General features: G+C 57.9%; 20 protein-coding genes and 3 tRNA genes. 12 read left to right on the plus strand and 11 right to left on the minus strand.

The window, feature by feature from the left end; genetic code table 11:
* Positions 1-77 precede the first annotated feature (77 nt).
* Genes JQ845_RS14120 through JQ845_RS14130 form a run of 3 tightly spaced genes read left to right on the plus strand, consistent with a single transcriptional unit; the run spans position 78 to position 3,696 of the window.
* Positions 78-1,493, plus strand: a complete 1,416-nt coding sequence (locus JQ845_RS14120; protein WP_203009161.1) for a di-heme oxidoreductase family protein — start codon at positions 78-80, stop codon at positions 1,491-1,493.
* Between the two features lie 26 nt (positions 1,494-1,519).
* Positions 1,520-2,584: an imelysin family protein gene (locus tag JQ845_RS14125; RefSeq protein ID WP_003442948.1), complete on the plus strand. Its 1,065-nt coding sequence runs from the start codon at positions 1,520-1,522 to the stop codon at positions 2,582-2,584.
* A 14-nt stretch (positions 2,585-2,598) separates the two neighbouring features.
* Positions 2,599-3,696, plus strand: coding sequence for a DUF1513 domain-containing protein (locus JQ845_RS14130; RefSeq protein ID WP_203009162.1), 1,098 nt, complete (start codon positions 2,599-2,601; stop codon positions 3,694-3,696).
* Positions 3,697-3,748: 52 nt separating this feature from the next.
* On the opposite strand, the gene JQ845_RS14135 is transcribed toward JQ845_RS14130, so the two are convergent.
* The 5 genes from JQ845_RS14135 to colR all read right to left on the minus strand — a co-directional run bounded on the left by JQ845_RS14135 (position 3,749) and on the right by colR (position 7,530).
* Positions 3,749-3,976, minus strand: coding sequence for a hypothetical protein (locus JQ845_RS14135; RefSeq protein WP_003442952.1), 228 nt, complete (start codon positions 3,974-3,976; stop codon positions 3,749-3,751).
* Positions 3,976-4,692: a lipopolysaccharide kinase InaA family protein gene (locus tag JQ845_RS14140; RefSeq protein ID WP_003442953.1), complete on the minus strand. Its 717-nt coding sequence runs from the start codon at positions 4,690-4,692 to the stop codon at positions 3,976-3,978. Before JQ845_RS14140 ends, JQ845_RS14135 begins: the two co-directional genes overlap by 1 nt.
* A gap of 3 nt (positions 4,693-4,695) precedes the next feature.
* Positions 4,696-5,376: a class I SAM-dependent methyltransferase gene (locus JQ845_RS14145; protein WP_003442955.1), complete on the minus strand. Its 681-nt coding sequence runs from the start codon at positions 5,374-5,376 to the stop codon at positions 4,696-4,698.
* A gap of 200 nt (positions 5,377-5,576) precedes the next feature.
* A complete protein-coding gene (locus JQ845_RS14150) occupies positions 5,577-6,857 on the minus strand; it encodes a sensor histidine kinase (protein WP_003442958.1) in 1,281 nt (426 codons plus the stop codon).
* Entirely contained in the window at positions 6,847-7,530 is a 684-nt protein-coding gene (gene colR / locus JQ845_RS14155; RefSeq protein ID WP_060690978.1) for a two-component system response regulator ColR, read from the minus strand. The genes JQ845_RS14150 and colR overlap by 11 nt, the downstream gene beginning before the upstream one ends.
* Positions 7,531-7,733: 203 nt before the next feature.
* On the opposite strand from colR, the gene JQ845_RS14160 reads away from it, so the two are divergent.
* Positions 7,734-9,683 (plus strand): LTA synthase family protein, encoded by a 1,950-nt coding sequence (locus tag JQ845_RS14160; protein ID WP_003442971.1) that lies wholly within the window; start codon positions 7,734-7,736, stop codon positions 9,681-9,683.
* A gap of 123 nt (positions 9,684-9,806) precedes the next feature.
* On the opposite strand, the gene groL is transcribed toward JQ845_RS14160, so the two are convergent.
* The 4 genes from groL to JQ845_RS14180 form a co-directional block, all read right to left on the minus strand.
* The gene (gene groL / locus JQ845_RS14165; RefSeq protein ID WP_003442974.1) at positions 9,807-11,450 is read right to left on the minus strand and encodes a chaperonin GroEL; all 1,644 of its coding nucleotides are present in this window, start codon (positions 11,448-11,450) and stop codon (positions 9,807-9,809) included.
* 49 nt (positions 11,451-11,499) lie between these two features.
* Positions 11,500-11,793, minus strand: a complete 294-nt coding sequence (locus tag JQ845_RS14170) for a co-chaperone GroES (protein ID WP_003442977.1) — start codon at positions 11,791-11,793, stop codon at positions 11,500-11,502.
* 242 nt (positions 11,794-12,035) lie between these two features.
* The gene (locus tag JQ845_RS14175) at positions 12,036-12,509 is read right to left on the minus strand and encodes an FxsA family protein (protein WP_160626889.1); all 474 of its coding nucleotides are present in this window, start codon (positions 12,507-12,509) and stop codon (positions 12,036-12,038) included.
* A 71-nt stretch (positions 12,510-12,580) separates the two neighbouring features.
* Positions 12,581-13,306, minus strand: a complete 726-nt coding sequence (locus JQ845_RS14180) for a HugZ family pyridoxamine 5'-phosphate oxidase (RefSeq protein WP_003442987.1) — start codon at positions 13,304-13,306, stop codon at positions 12,581-12,583.
* 100 nt (positions 13,307-13,406) lie between these two features.
* Here JQ845_RS14180 and JQ845_RS14185 point away from each other — a divergent pair, with 100 nt between their 5' ends.
* Positions 13,407-14,165 carry an SDR family oxidoreductase gene (locus JQ845_RS14185; protein WP_060781731.1) on the plus strand — a complete coding sequence of 253 codons (759 nt, stop codon included), beginning with the start codon at positions 13,407-13,409 and terminating at the stop codon, positions 14,163-14,165.
* 111 nt (positions 14,166-14,276) lie between these two features.
* Here the strand turns inward: JQ845_RS14185 and JQ845_RS14190 are convergent, their stop codons facing one another.
* Positions 14,277-15,290: a DUF481 domain-containing protein gene (locus JQ845_RS14190; protein ID WP_003442992.1), complete on the minus strand. Its 1,014-nt coding sequence runs from the start codon at positions 15,288-15,290 to the stop codon at positions 14,277-14,279.
* A 166-nt stretch (positions 15,291-15,456) separates the two neighbouring features.
* Between JQ845_RS14190 and JQ845_RS14195 the strand changes: the two genes are divergently transcribed.
* From JQ845_RS14195 to JQ845_RS14210, 4 genes are all read left to right on the plus strand, one after another.
* Entirely contained in the window at positions 15,457-15,810 is a 354-nt protein-coding gene (locus JQ845_RS14195) for an MGMT family protein (protein WP_003442993.1), read from the plus strand.
* Positions 15,811-15,852: 42 nt separating this feature from the next.
* Positions 15,853-17,397 (plus strand): AmpG family muropeptide MFS transporter, encoded by a 1,545-nt coding sequence (locus JQ845_RS14200; protein WP_003442994.1) that lies wholly within the window; start codon positions 15,853-15,855, stop codon positions 17,395-17,397.
* 102 nt (positions 17,398-17,499) lie between these two features.
* A complete protein-coding gene (locus JQ845_RS14205) occupies positions 17,500-19,215 on the plus strand; it encodes a proline--tRNA ligase (protein ID WP_003442995.1) in 1,716 nt (571 codons plus the stop codon).
* Positions 19,216-19,232: 17 nt separating this feature from the next.
* Positions 19,233-20,186 carry a hypothetical protein gene (locus tag JQ845_RS14210; protein WP_003442999.1) on the plus strand — a complete coding sequence of 318 codons (954 nt, stop codon included), beginning with the start codon at positions 19,233-19,235 and terminating at the stop codon, positions 20,184-20,186.
* Here the strand turns inward: JQ845_RS14210 and dinB are convergent.
* Positions 20,183-21,244 (minus strand): DNA polymerase IV, encoded by a 1,062-nt coding sequence (gene dinB / locus JQ845_RS14215; protein ID WP_003443002.1) that lies wholly within the window; start codon positions 21,242-21,244, stop codon positions 20,183-20,185. The two genes, JQ845_RS14210 and dinB, sit on opposite strands and share 4 nt — an antisense overlap.
* Positions 21,245-21,532: 288 nt before the next feature.
* Here dinB and JQ845_RS14220 point away from each other — a divergent pair.
* The 3 genes from JQ845_RS14220 (at position 21,533) to JQ845_RS14230 (ending at position 22,184) form a co-directional block, all read left to right on the plus strand.
* Positions 21,533-21,609: transfer RNA gene (locus tag JQ845_RS14220), tRNA-Met, on the plus strand.
* 261 nt (positions 21,610-21,870) lie between these two features.
* Positions 21,871-21,947, plus strand: a tRNA-Met gene (locus tag JQ845_RS14225).
* 160 nt (positions 21,948-22,107) lie between these two features.
* Positions 22,108-22,184, plus strand: a tRNA-Met gene (locus JQ845_RS14230).
* Positions 22,185-22,306 lie beyond the last annotated feature (122 nt).

Raw genomic sequence — 22,306 nt, forward strand, 5'->3', positions numbered from 1 at the left:
GCTAATCCCTCTTATTTCAATTCACCTTCCCTGATAAACTTTGCGCCCTCGATTTTGCTCGCTGATCTGGACGCTTGATGCCTTCGCTGCCTCTTCGCCTGTCTCTGCTGCTATTGGCCCTGGGCCTTGGCGGCTGTGATGATGCCCCGCGTTTTACCCAACCCGAGCCCGGTGAAGCCCGCTCCGGCGGGGATACGACAGTGGGTAAAGCCGATCGAAATGCGTTCTCCATGCCCTCCGCCAACCTTTCGCCAAGCCGGCGTCTGGATTTCAGTGTCGGCAACAGTTTCTTTCGCAGCCCCTGGGTCATAGCCCCCTCCACCACCACCGCACGTGACGGCCTGGGCCCGCTGTTCAATACCAATGCCTGTCAGAACTGCCATATCAAGGACGGTCGCGGCCACCCTCCTGCGCCGGACGCCGTCAACTCGGTGTCCATGCTGGTACGCCTGTCGATTCCCGATCAACCCGCCTATGCCAGGTTGATCGAGCAGACCGGGGTAGTGCCAGAACCGGTTTATGGCGCTCAGTTGCAGGACATGGCCGTGCCCGGCGTTGCCCCCGAAGGCAAGGTGCGGGTCGAATACCAGCCGGTGCTGGTACATTTCAAGGACGGCACGGCAGTCGAGCTGCAAAAACCGACACTGCAAATCACCCAGCTCGGTTATGGCCCGATGCACCCGGACACCCGTTTCTCGGCACGCGTTGCACCGCCGATGATTGGCCTGGGTTTGCTTGAGGCCATCCCCGAAGAGGCGATTCTGGCCAATGCCAACACAGGTGACGGGGTTGCCGGACGTCCGAACCGGGTCTGGGATGATGCGCAACAAAAGACTGTTCTGGGGCGCTTTGGCTGGAAAGCCGGTCAACCGAACCTCAATCAACAAAACGTTCACGCCTTTTCTGGTGATATGGGGCTCACCACGTCCCTGAGACCCGTTGATGACTGCACCCCGGCCCAAACTGACTGTCTTCAAGCCCCCAACGGCAATGGCCCGGATGGCGAGCCAGAGGTCAGTGACAACATTCTGCGGCTCGTCGAGTTCTATACCCGCAACCTCGCCGTGCCTGCACGACGGGATGTCGACTCGCCCCAGGTGCTGGCCGGCAAGAACCTGTTTTACCAGGCAGGCTGTGCGTCGTGCCATACGCCGACGTTCACCACCTCGGCCAACGCCGCTGAACCCGAACTGGCCAACCAGGTGATTCACCCTTACAGCGACCTGTTGCTCCACGATATGGGCGACGGTCTGGCCGACAACCGCACAGAGTTCGCCGCCTCCGGGCGCGACTGGCGCACCGCGCCACTGTGGGGTATAGGTCTGACCCGGACAGTCAGTGGACACACCCGGTTTTTGCACGATGGACGTGCACGCAACCTGCTCGAAGCCGTGCTCTGGCACGGTGGTGAGGCCGAACAGGCCAGACAGCAGGTGCTGCAATTCGATGCCGGGCAGCGCGCAGCGTTGCTGGCGTTCCTGAACTCTCTTTAACGCCTTACAAGATCGGGGACCCCGACATGTTTCGACCCAAGCTTTTGTTCACCAGCCTTGCCGCGATCGCTCTGGCCGCATGCTCGCCACAAGACCCGCAAGCCGTCACCTCGGCGGCGATTGCCAAACAGGTGATTTTGCCGACCTACAGCCGCTGGGTCGATGCCGACCGCCAACTGGCGGTCAGTGCCCTGGCCTTCTGCCAGGGCAAAGAAACACTGGAAACCGCCAGGGCTGACTTCTTGCACGCGCAAAAAGCCTGGGCCGAGCTGCAACCCTTGCTGATCGGTCCGCTGGCCGAAGGCAATCGCTCGTGGCAGGTCCAGTTCTGGCCGGACAAGAAAAACCTGGTCGGACGTCAGGTTGAGCAACTGGTGGTAGCCCAGCCCCAGATCGATGCCGATGCCCTGGCCAAGTCCAGCGTTGTGGTGCAAGGCCTGTCAGCCTACGAATACATTCTGTTCGACAGCAATATCGACCTGGCTGATGCTGCACAAAAAGCCCGTTACTGCCCGTTGTTGAGTGCCATTGGCGAACGCCAGAAACAACTGGCCGAAGAGATTCTGGCCAGCTGGAACAGCACCGACGGCATGCTCGCGCAAATGACCAAGTTCCCTAACCAGCGCTATGCCGACTCCCACGAGGCCATTGCTGATCTGTTGCGGGTACAGGTCACGGCACTCGATACCCTGAAGAAAAAGCTCGGCACCCCGATGGGCCGCCAGAGCAAGGGCATCGCCCAGCCATTCCAGGCCGACGCATGGCGCAGCCAGTCATCGCTGCAAAGCCTGGCTGCCAGCCTCGCTGCCGCCCAGACCGTCTGGGTCGGGGTCGACAACCAAGGCTTGCGTGGCTTGTTGCCTGCTGATCAAAAGCCGTTGGCTGACAAGATCGACGCTGCCTATGCCGCTTCGCTCAAGCTGTTCAATGACAACCAGCGTTCGCTCAATGAATTGCTGGCTGACGACGCAGGTCGCGCCCAGCTGGACGCCATCTACGACAGCCTGAACGTGGTTCACCGCCTGCACGAAGGCGAACTGGCCAAGGCCCTGGGCATTCAGTTGGGCTTTAACGCCAACGACGGCGACTGATGAAAGAGGGGTCGATGATGCGCAGGCAAGCTCTCAAGCTCGGTGGTTTACTACTGAGCGCCGTCACGTTGGGCGGCTGGTCACTGTTTAAACAAAAAGGCCAGAGCCCGCTGCTGTTGAGTGCCCGTGACGATGTGGACGGCAATCACTTTGCCGTCGGCTATCGGCTGGACGGTACCCAGGTGTTCAGCACCCGGGTCGGCCAGCGCTGCCATGACATCATCAATCACCCTTCGCTGCCCATTGCGCTGTTTGTCGCGCGGCGCCCCGGCACCGAGAGCTACCTGATCAACCTTGCAGACGGGCAGTTGCTACAAACCCTGACATCGCTGCCCGATCGACATTTTTACGGCCATGCGGTGATCCATAAAGACGGCGAATGGCTCTACACCACTGAAAATGACACCACCGACCCGGGACGTGGCTTACTGGGGGTTTATCGCTTTGCAGACGGGCGCCTGGTTCACAGTGGCGAAATCCCGACCCACGGCGTTGGCCCGCATCAGGTGTCGTGGATGCCCGACGGCGAGACGCTGGTGGTGGCCAACGGCGGGATTCGTACCGAGGCCGAAAGCCGGATCGAGATGAATCTGAATGCGATGGAGCCCAGCCTGGTCCTGATGCAGCGCGACGGGACGTTGCTGAGCAAAGAGACCTTGAGCCAGCAGATGAACAGCGTGCGCCATCTTGCAATTGCAACTGACGGCACCATCGTTGCGTGTCAGCAATTCATGGGCGAGGCCCACACATTGTCCGAATTGCTGGCGATCAAGCTTCCTGGTCAGCCCTTCGAACCCTTCCCGGTGGCAGAGCAGCAACTGCGTGCCATGGGCCATTACACGGCCAGTGTGGCGGTACACAGCGGGTTGCGGCTGGTTGCATTGACCGCTCCGCGGGGCAACCGGTTCTTTGTCTGGGATCTGGACAGCGGTGACTTGCGCCTCGATGCGCCGTTACCCGATTGCGCCGGGGTGGCTGCGGTAGAGGATGGCTTTGTGGTTACATCCGGTCAGGGTCGTTGCCGTTTCTATGACTGCCGCCAGAGTGAGCTGACAGCCAAACCGCTGGATTTGCCATCGGGGCTGTGGGACAACCATTTGCATGTGATGTAAATCCAGAGCCCCATGACTCAAGGTCCCGGGGCCCCTGGCACAGCCTGCGGCTTCAGCCCTGGGATTTCATGCCCTGGGCCATGCCAAACATGAACAGCAACAGGTCGTGATCTGGCGTCGCTACGCTCGCCACTTTCGCAACTCGCGGTAGCGGGCAACTGGCCCCGCTGACTGCACCGCTGAATACCTGGGGCTTGGGCTGCTCCCAGGCGGCCAGCGCCACAGAAGCAATGGCCAGAGCGACCAGTAGAAACAAACCTCGTGCTATTTCTCTCTTCATCACCGTAAACCTTTGATGGCGCTGCCAAACACCTTCTCGTAAAAGTAGATCAATTTGTTCCAGTCGGCGGCATTCCACGACGAGTGGCGACGCAGTTGCTTGAGATCGTGGGAGGCAGCTTTGTGCGGAGTCAGGCGTTGCCGGCTTTTTTCAAGGTCCAGCAGGGCGATGTCGACCACGGCACTTTCACCGTCTGCGGTGACCCGTACGAAGACGTGCTTGGGGTACAGGCAACCATGCTGCCAACGTCCCAGATGCATGCGCGCCAGGGTATGGGCAATGGCTTCCAGCACCCGCTCATGGATCGCTTCACCATGGCGTTCACGCCCACCGGCGGCGTACCAGTTGTCAATTTCGATAAAGCCGTCAAGGGCTGCGGTCACCAGCAGTGCGCGCCATTGACGGTCTGCACCCTGTTTTGCCCCGCAGTACACCAACTCGGGTACCCCCACCGCCAAACCCTGCATGGCCAGCAGTGCATCACGCTCACGCAATACCGTCGGCCGGCCCAGCGGGTAACGCCAGCTACGGTAGGTATGACCGACCTGGCGTTTGGCGTAAAGCAATCGTCCACCGGCATCGCGAATTCGCTGCACACCACTCTCACCGCCGCGACGCTGATTCGGCTCCTCGACCCACTCGCCTTGCTGCTGCCAGTAGTACTCGAAGCGGTCTTCAGTTGCAGCTTGGGGTGGAGATACAAATTCAACGGCCATGGGTTACCTCTTGCGTAATATGTAAACCCGCCACATCGCATACAGCGGGATAAAATCCAAATGATTCTGAACAACGAACCCGGCTTTTTTAAACTCGGCTTCAACAGTCACCGCCGGTAACACAAAACGATTCTGATACCCGTCCGACCCGCCATCGGCTTCACGCTGACGTTGCAGGCGGTTGCGTTTCCAGGCTTTGAAATTGCCATCGACCCACAGCGAAATGATCACACTGTCCCGGCTGACACGGTGAAACTCCCGTAACAGAGCCATCCGGTGACTTGCATCACCAATGTGGTGCAGCAGGCGCATGCTGAAAATACTGTCGACCGCGTTATCTGGCAGATCGATATCAAATGCAGATGTCTGCAAACGCCGTACCCGTTTGACCACTTGCGCAGGCTGTGCCTTCGATGCCACTTCCAGCATGGATGCAGAGTAATCCGCACCAATGATTTCGCGGTTGGTCTTTTCGGCCAGCAACGGCCAGAAACGCCCTGCGCCACAAGGAAGATCCAGTACCAGGCCCGGCTCGCCGGCCAATGCCAGGGCCTTGCGCGCCAACTGCTCATCACGCTTGTGCGAAAGGCGTCGGGCGAGCCCGTCCTGATGTTTTTCCAGGTACTCGGCGGCGTGCTTTTGATCGTACTTTTCAGAAAACTTGAGTTTGATTGTGGAGCTCATGACGGCTCTCCTGAAGCGTGTAAGCGCTACCTTAATCAGGAGAACGTATGCATCAGGTCATCACCGGGTGAAAATTTCGTGCCTTGGCCCGATCAGACGTTACAGGGTTTTACAGACCACCAATAATGGCTCTGGGCCACTTCAAAAACTAAACCCTGAAAGGGGAATGGCCAGCAGGACGCTGGCCATGGCAGGACATATCAGACATCAACCGGGTTCAATTCAACGTGAAAGCGGCACCCGTTGGGCTCCATGGTGGTCAGCGTTACCCGCCAGCCCTGGCTGTCACAGATCCGTTGCACCAGCGACAGCCCCAACCCCAGCCCTTCCCCGCGTTTTTCGCTGCCCCTTACAAAAGGCTGGAACATGGCCTGGCGTTTTTCTTCGGGAATCCCCACACCGCTGTCTTCCACCACAAATCCGGTGGGCTCGAGGCTCAACCGGATGAAACCGGTGTCGGTGTAATGCAGGGCATTTCGTAGCAAGTTGCCCATGACGGCGTGCAGGAAGGTCGCGTTATAACGGGTATCCAGTGGCTGCCCCGGATCGTAGATCAGGGTCAGGCCCTTGGCTTCAATGGGGCCGCGCCACAAGCTGATCAGGCCTTCGGCCACGGTAGTGAGGGTCACTTTCGGCGACATGCTGGCATCTTCGTGCTGTGCCCTGGCCAGCATCAGGAAGGTCTGTACCAGCTCGCGCATTTCTTCACAGGCGCGCGAGATTCGCTCGACTTGCGAGCGGCTGCGCGGGTCCAGCGCCGGATTTTCCAGCAAAAGCTCGCACGAACTGGCCAGTACCATCAGCGGGGTACGCAACTCATGGCTGACATCGCTGGTGAACAGCCGCTCACGGGTCAGGGTGTCGCGCAGGCGCCCCAGGGTAGCGTCGAACGCCACCGCCAACTCGCCCACTTCATCGGCCGCGTAATCCGGCGCCAAAGGCGGAGCCAGGCCCAGCAACTGATCACGATGACGCACTTGGCGCGCCAGACGCACCACGGGGGCCATGACCCTGCGGGCCAGAATCCAGCCTAAAAAGACCGCCAGGGCCAATGCCAGTACAAAACCGACCACGACCACGGCAAACAACACGCGCTCACGTTCTTCGAAATCACTTTGGTCCTGCAGCAATACATAGCGCCGACCGTCAACCACTTCGACCATGGCGTGGTACGACAGCTGGTCGCGGAACACTTCATGAAAACCCGGATCAAGATGGCGCAGGTCTTTGGGCAAAGCGAAATCGCCGCGCCCGCCACTGTAATAAAACAGCTGGTCAGGCTCCGGTCGATGGTTCCAGTCGGCAATGTTGTCCATCAACAACAGGCGTTGCAGGTCGCCGCCCAGGCCCGCTGAAATGAGTTTTTCTTCGACCAGGTGAACGGTGGCAACAATGCCCAGGGCGAATGTACCTGCCACCAGCGCACTCATGAGTGCGAAGGCAATGATGATCCGCTGGGCAAGGCTTTGCTTAAACTCCATCACGACTCTCGGCGAGGCGGTAGCCGACACCATGTACGGTTTGCAATAACGGCTTGTCGAACGGCTTGTCGATCACCTGACGCAACTGGTGCACATGGCTGCGCAGGCTGTCGCTGTCAGGGCAGTCATCGCCCCACAAGGCCTCCTCCAGCACTTCACGGCGCAACACGTGGGGGCTTTTCTGCATTAATACGGCCAGCAACTTGAGCCCCACCGGGTTGAGCTTGAGCAGGCGCCCTTCGCGGGTTACTTCAAGGGTATCGAGGTCGTATTTCAGATCGCCCACTTGCAGCTCGCGTCGCCCGCCCCCCTGAGCCCGGCGCAATACTGCTTCAATGCGTGCCGCCAGTTCCGACAAGGCAAAGGGTTTGAGCAGGTAGTCATCGGCGCCGGACTTGAAGCCCTGCAGGCGGTCGTCGAGCTGGTCGCGGGCGGTGAGCATGATCACCGGAGTATCGCGTCGCGCATCTTCACGCAAGCGCTTGCACAAGGTGTAACCGTCGATCCCGGGCAACATGATGTCGAGCACGATAAGGTCGTAATGCTCGGTGGCCGCCAGATGCAGACCTGACAAACCGTCCTGCGCGCAGTCAACGGTATAGCCCTTAAGCCCCAGGTAGTCCGCCAGATTGGCAAGGATATCGCGGTTGTCTTCAACCAGTAGAATTCTCATGGGCACTTTCTCCGTACGCAGTTACGACCGTCTTGGCCCGCGCAGCTTAAGTCTTAGCACGACCGAGAGCCAGCGCTGCAAGACCATCACTCTATTTAGTTGAAGAACGCCCAAATCTGACATTTTTTTTACTCACGGTTCACAAAGCCAATACAGTGGCGCCCGCACACTCACGCCCCCCACGGGTTTAAGGAAAAACACTAATGCGTCTGCTGTCCACCGCGCCAATGCGCTATCTGCTTCTGTTGACAGGCTGTTGGCTGGCGACCTTTTTAATCACCCGAGGCGTCTTGCTGTTCACCCATTTGGGCGAGGCTGGTAATAGCTGGTTGCCGGTGTTTGGCATTGGCCTGCTCTACGATCTGGGGTTTTTGACCTACGCCGCCTTGCCCCTGGGTCTGTATTTGCTGCTGTGCCCGCCCGCCCTTTGGCGCCGTCGTGGCCATCGCTGGTTCCTGCAAGGCCTGCTGACCGTGAGCCTGTTCGCCATGCTGTTCACCGCAGTGGCCGAATTCCTGTTCTGGGACGAGTTCGGTGTGCGCTTTAACTTTATCGCCGTGGATTACCTGGTTTACTCCGATGAAGTGCTGAATAACGTGCTGGAGTCGTATCCAATCGGCCTGCTGCTCAGTGCCATCGGCGTCGCGGCCATTGTTCTGAGTGTTGCCTTGCGCAAACCGTTCAATGCCGCCATGAATGCCCCGCTGCCCACCTTTCGCGCTCGCCTGGCAACCTTCGCCGGTTTGCTGCTGGTGGCAGGCTTGAGCCTGCAGTTGCTTGATCAGGACGGCCCGCGCGGCCAGGGCGGCAACGCCTATCAGCACGAACTGGCGAGCAACGGCCCGTACCAGTTCTTCGCCGCATTCCGTAACAACGAACTGGACTACCAGCAGTTCTACGCCAGCCTGCCTGCCGACGTGGTCGCCAGACAGCTGCGCACCGAGCTCACGGAACCCAATGCCACATTTGTCGGCAAGGACCCGCTGGATATCCGGCGCAACATCGACAACCCGGGGACTGCGCGCCAGCCAAACATTGTGCTGGTGACCATCGAAAGCCTGAGCGCCAAGTACCTGGGCAGCAATGGTGACGGCCGCAACCTGACCCCGAACCTGGATCAGTTGCGCAAAGAGAGCCTGTACTTCAATAACTTCTATGCCACCGGTACCCGTACCGATCGGGGCCTGGAAGCCATTACCCTGGCCATTCCTCCTACCCCGGGCCGCTCGATCGTCAAGCGTATCGGTCGTGAAAGCGGCTTTGCCAGCCTTGGCCAGCAACTCAATGCCGTGGGCTATGACAGCGTGTTCGTCTATGGCGGCCGCGGGTATTTCGACAACATGAACGCATTTTTCAGCGGCAACGGTTACCGCGTGGTTGACCAAAGCAGCGTCAATGAAGCCGATATCCACTTCAAAAATGCGTGGGGCATGGCTGACGAAGACCTGTACCGCGAAACCCTGAAGCTGGCCGATGCCGATTACGCCCGGCAAAAGCCGTTTTTACTGCAGTTGATGACCACCTCCAACCATCGTCCTTATACCTATCCAGAAGGCCGTATCGACATCAAGTCGGGTAACGGTCGCGACGGTGCGGTGAAATACACCGACTACGCCATCGGCCAGTTCCTCAAGGATGCCCGCCAAAAGCCGTGGTTCGACAACACGATCTTCATTTTCGTGGCTGACCACACGGCAGGCAGCGCCGGCAAGGAAGACTTGCCCATTACCAACTACCAGATCCCGCTGTTTATCTATGGGCCAAAATTCATAGAAGCCCGCGAGAGCGCACAACTGGCCAGCCAGATCGACCTGGCGCCGACCTTGCTCGGCTTGCTGAACATGGACTATCAATCGACCTTCTTTGGCCGCAACCTGCTGCAGGAAAACCCTCTGCCACCCCGCGTGGTAGTGGGTAATTACCAGCATCTGGGCTTGTTCGACGGCAAGGACCTGGCGATTCTCAGCCCGCGCCAGGGCCTGCGCCGTCACGACGAAGCACTGACTGCCAGTATTGAATCCCGGGTACCGGCCACCGATCCGTTGATTGAGCGTGCGATCACCTACTACCAGGTCGCCAGCTACGGCTACAAGCAGCAGTTGCTGAGCTGGAAACCGGTGTTCGCAGCACCGCTGCAGATCTCGCAGAAGTAACCATTTCCCTGCAGGAGCGAGCTTTTAAGGCTCGCTCCTGCAGGGTTCAACTGTTTCTTCAGACACAAAAAAGCCCCGCCTGATTACTCAGGCGGGGCTTTTGCGTTTCGGGGTAAAGCCGGCTTACATCATGCCGCCCATACCACCCATGCCGCCCATGTCTGGCATACCGCCGCCAGCTGCCTTGTCGTCCTGGATCTCAGCGATCATCGCCTCGGTGGTGATCATCAGGCTGGCAATCGAAGAAGCTGCCTGCAGAGCCGAACGAGTCACTTTGGCCGGGTCAAGGATACCCATTTCGATCATGTCGCCGTATTCGCCAGTGGCTGCGTTGTAACCGTAGTTACCCGAACCCTGCTTCACTTTGTCGACAACTACGCTTGGCTCGTCGCCGGAGTTGGCAACGATCTGGCGCAGAGGTGCTTCAACAGCACGACGCAGCAGAGCGATACCTACGTTCTGATCAGCGTTGTCGCCTTTCAGGTCAGCGATTGCTTGCAGAGCGCGAACCAGTGCCACGCCACCGCCAGGTACCACGCCTTCTTCAACGGCTGCACGGGTAGCGTGCAGGGCGTCTTCAACGCGGGCTTTCTTCTCTTTCATTTCTACTTCGGAACCAGCGCCAACCTTGATCACTGCAACGCCGCCGGACAGCTTGGCCAGACGCTCTTGCAGTTTTTCACGGTCGTAGTCGGACGAAGTGTCAGCTACCTGGGCACGGATCTGAGTCACGCGAGCCTGGATGTCTGCTTCAACGCCAGCACCGTCGATAACGGTGGTGTTTTCTTTGGTTACGGTTACGCGCTTGGCATTACCCAGGTGTTCCAGGGTAGCGCTTTCCAGGCTCAGACCGATCTCTTCGGAGATAACGGTACCGCCAGTCAGAACAGCGATGTCCTGCAGCATTGCCTTGCGACGGTCACCAAAGCCAGGTGCTTTAACAGCAACGACTTTCACGATACCGCGCATGTTGTTCACAACCAGAGTCGCCAGGGCTTCGCCTTCAACGTCTTCGGAAACGATCAGCAGCGGACGGCCGGCTTTGGCAACAGCTTCCAGAACTGGCAGCAGTTCACGGATGTTGGAGATTTTTTTGTCGACCAGAAGGATCAGCGGACCGTCGAGCTCGGCAGTCATGGTTTCTGGTTTGTTGACGAAGTACGGGGACAGGTAGCCACGGTCAAACTGCATGCCTTCAACTACAGACAGTTCGTTTTCCAGGCCCGAGCCTTCTTCAACAGTGATCACGCCTTCTTTACCGACTTTTTCCATGGCTTCGGCAATGATGTCGCCGATGGAGCTGTCGGAGTTGGCAGAGATGGTACCTACCTGAGCGATTGCCTTGCTGTCAGCGCATGGCTTGGCCAGGGTTTTCAGCTCTTTGACAATGGCGATGGTCGCCTTGTCGATGCCGCGTTTCAGGTCCATCGGGTTCATGCCGGCAGCGACGGCTTTCAGGCCTTCGTTGACGATCGACTGAGCCAGAACGGTTGCAGTGGTAGTACCGTCGCCTGCGTCATCGTTAGCACGGGAAGCAACGTCTTTAACCAGCTGCGCGCCCATGTTTTCGAAACGGTCTTTGAGTTCGATTTCTTTGGCAACAGAAACGCCGTCTTTGGTGATGGTCGGAGCGCCGAAGCTCTTCTCGATGATCACGTTACGGCCTTTAGGACCCAGGGTCGCTTTTACTGCGTCAGCCAGGACGTTTACACCGGCGAGCATTTTTTTGCGGGCGGAATCACCAAATTTAACTTCTTTAGCAGCCATGTTCGTTCTTCCTTAAATACTTTGTAGTAACGGGAAAAGGAGCGGGAGATCAGCCTTCGATTACAGCGAGAATCTCGTTCTCAGCCATAACCAGCAGGTCTTCGCCGTCGACTTTTACAGTGTTGCTGCCGGAGTAAGGGCCGAACACAACCTTGTCACCCACTTTCACAGCCAGCGCACGTACTTCACCGTTGTCCAGAACGCGACCAGTACCCACGGCAATGATTTCACCGCTGTTGGCTTTTTCGGCAGCTGAACCCGGCAGAACGATACCGCCAGCGGTTTTCTTTTCTTCTTCGCTGCGACGGATTACGACGCGGTCATGCAGAGGACGAAGCTTCATTGTCGATCTCTCCTAATTGTGGTGTTCATCGGCCGATGTTAAAACCGGCGGGGTTTGCAAGTCCGGAAATGCCGGGTGCGATTCGCTCAAAGGTGCCTGCTGTTGCCAGCAAAACCCTGCGGTGTCCGTTACATAAGGGCGTATCAACTGATTACAAGGGCACGCCAATGAAATTTTTAGCCCTGTGTAATCCCTGAAAACAAACACGGCACCCAGGGTGCCGTGTGGAAAACGTCAAAACCTTACTTGTCGCGATGTTCGAACTCGCCTTCAATCACGTTCGGCTCACGGCCCAGGGGCTGGTGTGTACCGGGTCGGCTCGGCGCTGCAAATTCATCGGCAAATGCACGCTGACGGATGGCTTGTTCCTCTGCACGCTTGCGCAGACGGTTAACCAGAAAACGACGCACCGGCGGGAACAGCAGCAACAGACCCGCGATGTCACTGATGAAGCCCGGGAGCACCATCAGGCCGCCACCCAGAGCCAGCATCAGGCCTTCCAGCATTTGCTGGGCCGGCAACTCGCCACGACTCAGGCTTTCACGGGCCCTCAGGGCTGTGGCCAAACCTGCAACGCGTACCACCAGAACACCCAGCATGGAGCCGGCAATGATCAGCAACAACGCCGGGAAAAACCCTATAGCGGTGCTGACCTTGAAAAAGACGTACAGCTCTAGCACTGGAAACAACAGAAAGAGCAATAGAAAAGCGCGCATCGAATGATTCCTCTCCGGAAGAATATCTTCCAACCCAGCTTAGATGACGGCGCGCCTTCCTGAATTCAAGGCTATGCCGTCTGTTTTTTCGGCCACTCCTGCGCGCGGGCCAGAAAAACCAAGGCTTCGCGTACTTGTGTCGAAGTATTGCAGGTTTCAGCAAAGCCCAGCCAGTAAAGGCCGTCACCAATACGCAAGTGCATGCCTTCGCTGTCGATACCGACCATCTGCGCCGGTTCGGTGCGGGGCAGCCCTGCCAGTTCGACGTAATGCGCAATGGCACTGGCATGGTCACTGTTCATATGCTCAATCATCCGTTGCTCGGCGGCTCCGGCAAAGGGGTTGGGCAAAGTCACCTGGTCGAGCCAGTGAATGGCGCCAAAACCGCCGATATAACGGTGGCGTACCGGGTTCAACACCCAAAAGTCGAAAGCGTGAGCGGTGTCATAGCTGCGCGACTCGGGGAAGTAGCGGTAGTAACGCTCGGCGGCGGCTTCAATGGCCTCGGCCCCGGTCAATTGCTCGGCTTCGGCCAGACAGGTCAGTCGACCGACCGCCTGAACGTCTTCAGCGCCCCGCTCGCCCACCATCAGCGAGCACTTGGGATCCTTGCGCAAGTTGTGGGTGTGCTGGGCAATCCGGCTGATCAGGATCAGCGGCCGGCCCTGTTCGTCCAGGCAGTAAGGCACCACTGACCCGAAGGGAAATCCCGGCATGGCTTTGGAGAGGGTGGACAAGGCGCCACGGTATTCCTTGAGCAGTAATTCTCGGGCATGCTTGGCAGCTTCAACGCTCAACTTGTGACTCCTTAATAAAAAATCCGCCGAAAACGGACGAGTTCAGGGCGCATTTCAAAGGCCTGCGAGGACTCACTCTGATTTGCTGCCGAGGGCTGTTATGCAACTGAAAGACAAAGTAATCATTATCACTGGCGGTTGCCAAGGACTTGGTCGTGCCATGGCCGAGTATCTGGCGGCCAAGGGCGCCAGACTGGCGCTGGTTGACCTGAACCCGGAAAAACTCGAACTGGCCGTAGCGGCTTGCCAGGCTCAGGGCGTCGAGGCCCGGGCCTATCTGTGCAATGTCGCAGACGAAGAGCAGGTTACCCGGACCGTTACCCAGATTGCAGAAGACTTTGGTGCGATCAACGGCCTGATCAATAACGCCGGGATCTTGCGCGACGGCCTGTTGCTGAAGGTCAAGGACGGCGTCATGACCAGGATGAGTCTGGCGCAATGGCAGGCGGTAATCGACGTCAACCTGACCGGGGTTTTCCTGTGCACCCGTGAGGTGGCGGCAAAAATGATCGAGCTGAACCAGCAGGGCGCGATCATCAATATCTCGTCGATCTCGCGCGCAGGTAACGTCGGGCAAACCAACTACTCTGCGGCCAAGGCCGGGGTAGCGGCTGCGACAGTCACCTGGGCCAAGGAACTGGCGCGGTACGGCATTCGCGTTGCCGGAATTGCCCCCGGCTTCATCGAAACCGAAATGACCCTGGGCATGAAACCCGAAGCCCTGGAAAAAATGACTGCCGGCATTCCCCTCAAGCGCATGGGCAAAGTCGAAGAAATCGCCCATTCGGCGGCCTACATCTTTGAGAACGACTACTACAGCGGGCGGATTCTGGAGCTCGATGGCGGTCTGCGCATCTAACCTGCTCCGCCTGCTGCAGGAGGCCCGCTTGCTCGCTCAGGCATTAGAGCAAGCGGGTTATCCGTATCGCCGGCAAGCCGGCGCCCACTGCCTGGCCCAGCGCTCAAACAATCACCAGGTCACGCCAAAACCCGCGCTGTAGCGGGTTTTGTTGAGCGTATTGTCATTGCCCCCACCGCTGCCGATCAGATCTTTTTCAGCCTTGAGGTTTAACGAAGCCCACTCGGTGACTTTGTAACGCAGGCCGATTTCGGCATCCAGGCTGTAATCCGAAGCGCCTTCCAGAGGCTTGCCCAACTCTCCGTTGGTGAAGAGCGAAACCGTTTTGCCCAACAGAAAGCGGTTGTAGTCCCACTTCATGGCCAATGAGTAGAAGTTGTCCTTTTGGCCGTCGGAGTATTCATAGTCAGTGCGGTTCAACAGTGAACCCAGGGAGAAAGACCCCAGCTCGTCATCCCAGAACTGGTAGCCCGGGCCAGTACCCACAGTGCGCTGGCGGGAAATGTCTTCCACTTTGTCTCTTTTGTAGGTCAGCCGGCCTTGCCAGTACCATTTTTCGTCAATGAAATGGTCAAGGGCATATTCGGCGCTCCAGTTATCGGTGGTCACCACGTCGTTCTGGAACTCGCGGTTGTACTCACCTTCGGCATGGTGACGCCAGGCCCCATGGCGGGCAGTGGTCTTGAAGTCGATGTCGTAGTCGTCGGTCTTTTTCTCGGCACGCTTGTAGTCCAGCGCGACATCGACGTTACCCTTCCAGACCAGATCTTCAATCACTGGCTTGGGCTTGATGATCTGCTCGATGCTGGACAGTTCTACCGTTTTCGGTGCTTCTCCGTTGGCCAGGGTGACCTTGCCGTCCCCTGCCGCCGTTAGCGACTTGGCCTTCTCGCCAACATAAGCATCCTGCTTGACCAGCAATTCCTGATCGCTTTCCAGGGTTTTGACTTGCTTCCAGTCAACGGGAATAGTCCCTGCGTATTCGGTCTGAATGAGCAACTTGCCACCATCAAACACTTTGATCTTGCCGCTCAGGCGGTCACCATTTTTCAACCACACTGTATCGGCAAGCAAAGGCGTAGACACATTCAAGACAGCAAGGCATAACAGGGTTCTGGACAACATAAGCAGATGCGAAACTCAGATTTGCGAAAAAGTGCCGGCATTATCCTGATGGACACACCCCAGGCAAAGAAAGACCGGATGTATCCCCTGTAGTTCATTTCCCGGGATCGATGAACAAAGCATCTGCTTTATTTTTTAAGGTCCTGTCACTGAATCCGGTTCACCTATGAGTACAGCCACCAGCCACCAGCCATCCCCCGCCGAAATCCGCCGTACGGCGTTGTATTCGACACTCATGCAGGTTCCCCCGGGTTATGTGGTGACCTATGGCCAGCTCGCCGAACTGGCGGGCCTGGGCCGGGCGGCACGCTGGGTGGGGCGCACGCTCAGCCAGCTGCCCGAAGGTTCCCGCCTGCCCTGGCACCGGGTACTGGCCGCCGGGGGGCGCATCAGTTTGCCAGCAGGTAGCCCCTCAGGTGATGAGCAGCGGGCGCGTTTGCGCAGCGAAGGCCTGATGATTGTGAATAGTCGGGTGGATTTACAACGCCATGGCTGGCGCCCGATAGAGCACTACGGTTAGAGTGCGCCCTTTGATTCCGCAATCAGAGGCAGACTCGAGTCCATGCCCCGTAAAACCTGGCGCGAAGCGCTAGCTGCCTATTCCAGCCCCTCAACCCTTGTACTGTTGCTGCTCGGTTTTGCCGCCGGTTTACCGTACATGCTGGTGTTTTCAACGCTTTCTGTCTGGTTGCGCGAAGCCGGTGTGGCTCGGGAAACTATTGGCTATGCAAGCCTGATCGGTCTGGCATACGCCTTTAAATGGGTGTGGTCGCCGCTGCTCGATCAATGGCGCCTGCCGCTCCTCGGAAAACTTGGCCGACGCCGCTCATGGCTGGTGCTGTCCCAGACCCTGGTGATCCTCGGCCTGATCGGCATGGGCTTTTGCGACCCGCAAAAACATCTTTCCTGGCTGATTGCCATTGCTGTTGTCGTGTCGTTCGCGTCTGCCACCCAAGACATTGCCGTGGACGCCTACCGCCTGGAAATTGCCGACGACAGCCGTCAGGCCGCGCTGGCAGCCAGCTACATGTCCGGTTACCGGGTGGCGGCCTTGCTGGCCACTGCTGGCGCCCTGTTTTTTGCCGAAGGTTTCGGTTCAACGGGCTTCAACTATAAGCACTCCGCCTGGACCGGCACCTATGTGCTCTTCGGCCTGCTGATGGTTCCGGCGCTGCTGACCACCTTTTTCATGCGCGAACCACCGGTACCACTACGCACCCAGCTGCAGGCAGGACGTTATAGCTTTGGTCACCAGCTGGCGTCGGTTTTTGTCCTGATCGTGCTCCTGGTCTCGGTTCCGGCGATGTTCACCCAGCTCTATAACACCGACTTTGCCGGGGTATTGTTTGAAGGCGTGAGCCCGGTCAACCTGGTACTCGAAGACCGGGCTTTCCTGCGTGCCATCCTCTACACCCTGCTCACTGTGCTCTGCCTGTCGTCCATAGGCCGGCGCGGGCTCGCGCCGGTGCTGACACCGGTCAACGACTTTATCCTGCGGTATCGCTGGCAAGCCTTTCTGCTGCTTGGGCTGATCGCCACCTATCGCATGTCGGACACCGTCATGGGGGTCATGGCCAACGTTTTCTACATCGACCAAGGGTTCACCAAGGATCAGATCGCAGGCGTGAGCAAGATTTTCGGCCTGATCATGACCCTGGTTGGCGCCGGCATGGGCGGCTTGCTGATCGTGCGGTTCGGCATCTTGCCGATCCTGCTGATTGGCGGTGCGGCTTCGGCAGGCACCAACCTGCTGTTTATGCTGCTGGCCGACATGGGCCCCAACCTGCAGATGCTGGTTGTCACCATTTCACTGGACAACTTCAGCTCCGGCCTGGCGACTTCGGCGTTCGTGGCGTACCTGTCGAGCCTGACCAACCTCAAGTTTTCCGCCACCCAATACGCCCTGCTCAGCTCAATCATGCTGCTGCTACCGCGTCTGATGGGCGGTTATTCAGGGGTCCTGGTGGAAAAGTTCGGTTATCACAACTTCTTCATCATCACTGCCGTCATGGGGGTCCCCACCCTGCTGCTGATCAGTCTGCACTGGTATCAGGAAAGCCGCCGGGCACGCCTCAACCCCCCGGTAAATCTCGAAAAAGTCCCGTAACAGCCCGGGGGATTCCAGCTCCCCCGTCCGCCCTGTACGCCAACCCATCTCGGCCGTACAATGCCCAGTCATTTCTAGTCATCAGCACGGCAACGACTAACCATGCGCACCAGTCAATATTTGCTCGCCACACAGAAAGAAACGCCTTCCGACGCGGTCGTTATCAGCCATCAGCTGATGCTGCGCGCCGGCATGATTCGCAAACTTGCTTCCGGCCTGTACACCTGGCTGCCCATGGGCCTGCGGATCATGCGCAAGGCCGAAGCCATTGTTCGCGAAGAAATGAACGCAGCCGGCGCTCTCGAAGTGCTGATGCCGAGCATTCAACCGGCTGAGTTGTGGCAGGAATCAGGCCGCTGGGAAGAGTACGGTCCCGAGTTGCTGCGCCTCAAGGATCGCCACGGCCGCGAATTCTGCGTGGGCCCGACCCACGAAGAAGTCATCACCGATCTGTGCCGCAACGAGCTGAACAGCTATAAACAGTTGCCGATCAACCTGTACCAGATCCAGACCAAATTCCGTGACGAAATCCGTCCGCGCTTCGGTTTGATGCGCGGCCGCGAATTCATCATGAAGGACGCCTACTCGTTCCATGCCGACAACGCTTCGCTGCAGGTCACCTATGACCGCATGCACCAGGCCTACTGCAATGTATTCACCCGTCTGGGCCTGAACTTCCGCCCGGTAGAAGCTGACAACGGCTCCATCGGCGGTGCCGGCTCCCACGAATTCCACGTGCTGGCCGAGTCTGGCGAAGATGACATCGTGTTCAGCAATGCTTCGGACTACGCGGCCAACATCGAAAAAGCCGAAGCCATCCCGACTGAAACCTCGCGCGCGGCAGCCACCGAAGAACTGCGCCTGGTCGACACGCCTGACGCCAAGACCATTGCTCAACTGGTTGAAGGCTACAACCTGGCGATCGAGAAAACCGTCAAGACCCTGATCGTTCACGCTGCCGAAGAAGGCAAACTGATCGCACTGGTCATTCGCGGCGATCACGAGCTGAACGAAATCAAGGCCGGTAACCATCCGCTGGTGGCTAGCCCGCTGACCATGGCTTCGGACGCAGAATTGCGTGACGCCATTGGCGCAGGCGCAGGCTCCCTGGGCCCGTTGAACCTGCCACTGCCATGCATCATTGATCGTTCGGTCGAGCTGATGAGCGACTTCGGCGTCGGTGCCAACATCGATGACAAGCACTACTTCGGCGTGAACTGGGAGCGCGATCTGCCTGTACCTACCGTTGCCGACCTGCGCAACGTGGTGGCTGGCGACCCGAGCCCGGACGGCAAAGGCACGCTGGAAATCAAACGCGGTATCGAAGTCGGTCACATCTTCCAGCTGGGCACCAAGTACAGCGAAGCGATGAAGTGCCAGGTACTGGGCGAGAACGGCAAGCCCGTGACATTGGCAATGGGCTGCTACGGCATTGGGGTTTCCCGTGTGGTCGCTGCTGCCATCGAGCAGAACAACGACGAGCGCGGCATTATCTGGAGCGATGCCCTGGCACCTTTCCAGGTGGCACTGGTACCACTGCGCTATGAAACCGAAGCCGTTCGCGAAGCGACTGACAACCTTTACGCCCAACTCACGGCCGCCGGTTTTGAAGTTCTGCTGGACGACCGCGACAAGAAAACCAGCCCTGGCATCAAGTTCGCCGACATGGAACTGATCGGTATTCCGCACCGGATCGTCGTCAGTGACCGTGGCCTGGCCGAAGGCAACCTGGAATACAAGAGCCGTACCGAAGCAGAAGCGCAAGCCCTGCCCGTTGCCGATGTCCTTGCATTCCTTCAGGCGCGCATCAGCCGCTGAATCCAGATAGAGACGTCATGTTCAATCGAAACACCCTGACCCTCGGGGGCGCCGCCATGTGCGGCGCCCTGCTGCTGAGCGGCTGTGCCAATCACATGTCGCAACGCAGCGAACACGAGGAGCGCATCGAGCGCAAACTACTGGCCCACAGCCTGCAGATTGATGTCGGTTCACCTTCGGTGCTGGAGCTGCCGCAACGCCGTGTGCGCATCAACGAACAAAAGACTTTTGAAGTCACTGAGTTCGATGTCACCCGTCATTACGACCGCTACACGCCCTATCAGCCCTGGCGCGAGATCTATGAAGTGCCACTGGGTGCGGTGGCGATTGTCGCCGGGGTGGGCGCCAATGTGCTGAACGTGTTCATGTTTGGGCAACTGCCTGACAGCGTGACCAAAGACTGGATCAACTACGGTTTCGCCGGCGTGAACCCGGCCATGAACGTACAGTCCCACGGTCGCGCCGAGCAGAACCTGGCAGGGATCGAGGATGTTCAGCGCGACAAGCGCCTGGAATATTCGAGCCTGCCATGGGCTGAGCGTCCGGTGGTGGTAAAAGCCGGCAAACAGACCCACGAACTCACCACCGACCGCAATGGCGTGTTGCGCCTCAACCTGCTGGACAGCCCTTTTGCCGAGCAGGACCTGAATCACATCGGCAAATTGACCATCATGGTTGAGGATGCCCAGGACGAGACCCACTCGGACTCGACCCTGTCGATCAGCAGTGGCCTGCGCGGAAAGCTGCTGGAAGCGCACAACTTGATCTACGACGACCTTGAGGGTGACGACGTCAACCAATGGGTGCATCGGGTCAAGCGCCTGTCGGAACTGGGTCTGGAAGAAGAAGCCAGCGAACTGGAACAAAGCCTGATCGAACTCACCCGTAACGATCCCGAGTTACAACGTGAATTCCTTCAATCCTTGACCAAAAATGCCGGTCGGCTGGTGGCTGATCCCGGGATCAGCTAACGCCTGAACAGCTCCAGCTGTTCAAACCCGTTGTTCAAGTCCTGCAAACGCACACCAAGCCCGAGCAATCGAACGGGCTTGGAACCGCGTGCAAATGCCTGACTCAATAAATCCTGGTAACTCTCAAGATCAAGCCCCGCACCGGACTGCTCCAGTGTGGTCTGGGTGAAATCGTGAAATTTCACTTTAACGAACGGCTTGCCGGGACGATAACTGCTGTCGATGCGGGCAATGCGTCCATTAAGGGTCGCGAGCAGCTCGGGGAGTTTGCTTAGACAGCTGGCCAGATCAGGCAAATCCGTATCGTAGGTATTTTCAACACTGACCGACTGACGTCGGCTGTCGCTCTGCACCAGACGCTCATCTATCCCGCGTGCCAAACCCCACAATCGCTCACCGAAACTACCGAATTCACGCACCAGCGCCAGCTTGTTCCAGTCCCGCAATTGCAGGCAGGTTTCAATCCCCAGCCGTCCAAGCTTGTCGGCCGTGACTTTGCCCACCCCATGCAGCTTATTGACCGGCAACGCCGAGACAAAATCCTCGACCTGATCCGGAGTGATCACGAATAGTCCGTTGGGTTTCTTCCAGTCACTGGCGATCTTGGCCAGGAATTTATTGGGCGCCACACCGGCAGACACGGTGATGTGCAACTGGTTGGACACACGGCGCCGGATATCCTGGGCGATACGCGTAGCGCTGCCGGCAAAATGCGGACTGTCAGACACATCCAGATAGGCCTCATCCAGCGACAGCGGCTCAATCAGCTCGGTGTAATCACGCAGGATGCCGTGTATCTCTCTGGAGGCTTCTTTATAGGCATCCATCCTGCCATTGACGATGACCAGATCCGGACACAATTTCAGTGCATGTCTGGACGCCATCGCCGAACGCACGCCAAAAGCCCGCGCTTCATAGTTACAGGTAGAAATAACCCCACGATGGTCAGCCGAGCCCCCGACTGCCATGGGCTTGTTCGCCAGACTCGGATCATCACGCATTTCAATAGCGGCGTAGAAACAGTCACAGTCGACATGGATGATTTTGCGCTGGGTCATGTAGGGCGGTGTTCTTTATAGGGTAGGCAATACAGAAGATCAGTATGTCACCGGGAACTGTATATAGCACCAGTAGTGTGGATTCTCCCCGACAGGCGTGGGAAATACCGCTCATGAATTTGTTTTTCTAATCGAATTACACCCTCTAATAGAGCTGGACCCCATACGCTACCTGCCCTGTAGCCGTTTTTATAACCCGCACTTTTATCTAAGCGATTGAACCAGAACACTTTTATCTAAATTAAGGTTTGACAGCCCAGCGTATCGCTGTAGAATCCACCCCACAGACGCGGGATGGAGCAGTCTGGTAGCTCGTCGGGCTCATAACCCGAAGGTCGTCGGTTCAAATCCGGCTCCCGCAACCAAACATCGAAAAAGGCTACTCGAAAGAGTGGCCTTTTTTGTGCGCGCCTGTTTTATGACCCGCCGCACAAAGAGCGATCTGCTCGCAACAACCTCTCCCCTTGTACAGCGGAACAATCTTGAAGACCGGGGAGCTCTCCTGCAGGATCGAGCCGACCAGGATCAGGCCGTCGCCTGAAAACCAGCTGCATTGATCTTATTTAGTGCATTTTCGCATTAAAGGTTGACTCCCCAGCGCATCACTGTAGAGTGCGCTCCACAGACGCGGGATGGAGCAGTCTGGTAGCTCGTCGGGCTCATAACCCGAAGGTCGTCGGTTCAAATCCGGCTCCCGCAACCAAACATAAAAAGGCTGCTCGAAAGAGTGGCCTTTTTTGTGCCCGGGTGTTTTTGCTCCCCCTCCCCGACCGGAGGCGCAGGATTAAATCCGGACATTTCAATCGCTTACGAGATTCAGGGGTTGACAGCCCGGCGATTCGCTGTAGAATCCACCCCACAGACGCGGGATGGAGCAGTCTGGTAGCTCGTCGGGCTCATAACCCGAAGGTCGTCGGTTCAAATCCGGCTCCCGCAACCAAACATCAAAAAAGGCTACTCGAAAGAGTGGCCTTTTTTGTGCGTGCTCGAAAAGTCTGCAATAGACGACCAGCGAAAAATAAACATCATATTTCTGAAAATCCGTTCGACTATGCTGTGGGC

It is taken from the genome of Pseudomonas paraversuta (genome assembly GCF_904063065.1).
In the GTDB taxonomy this organism is placed as follows: Bacteria; Pseudomonadota; Gammaproteobacteria; order Pseudomonadales; family Pseudomonadaceae; genus Aquipseudomonas; species Aquipseudomonas paraversuta.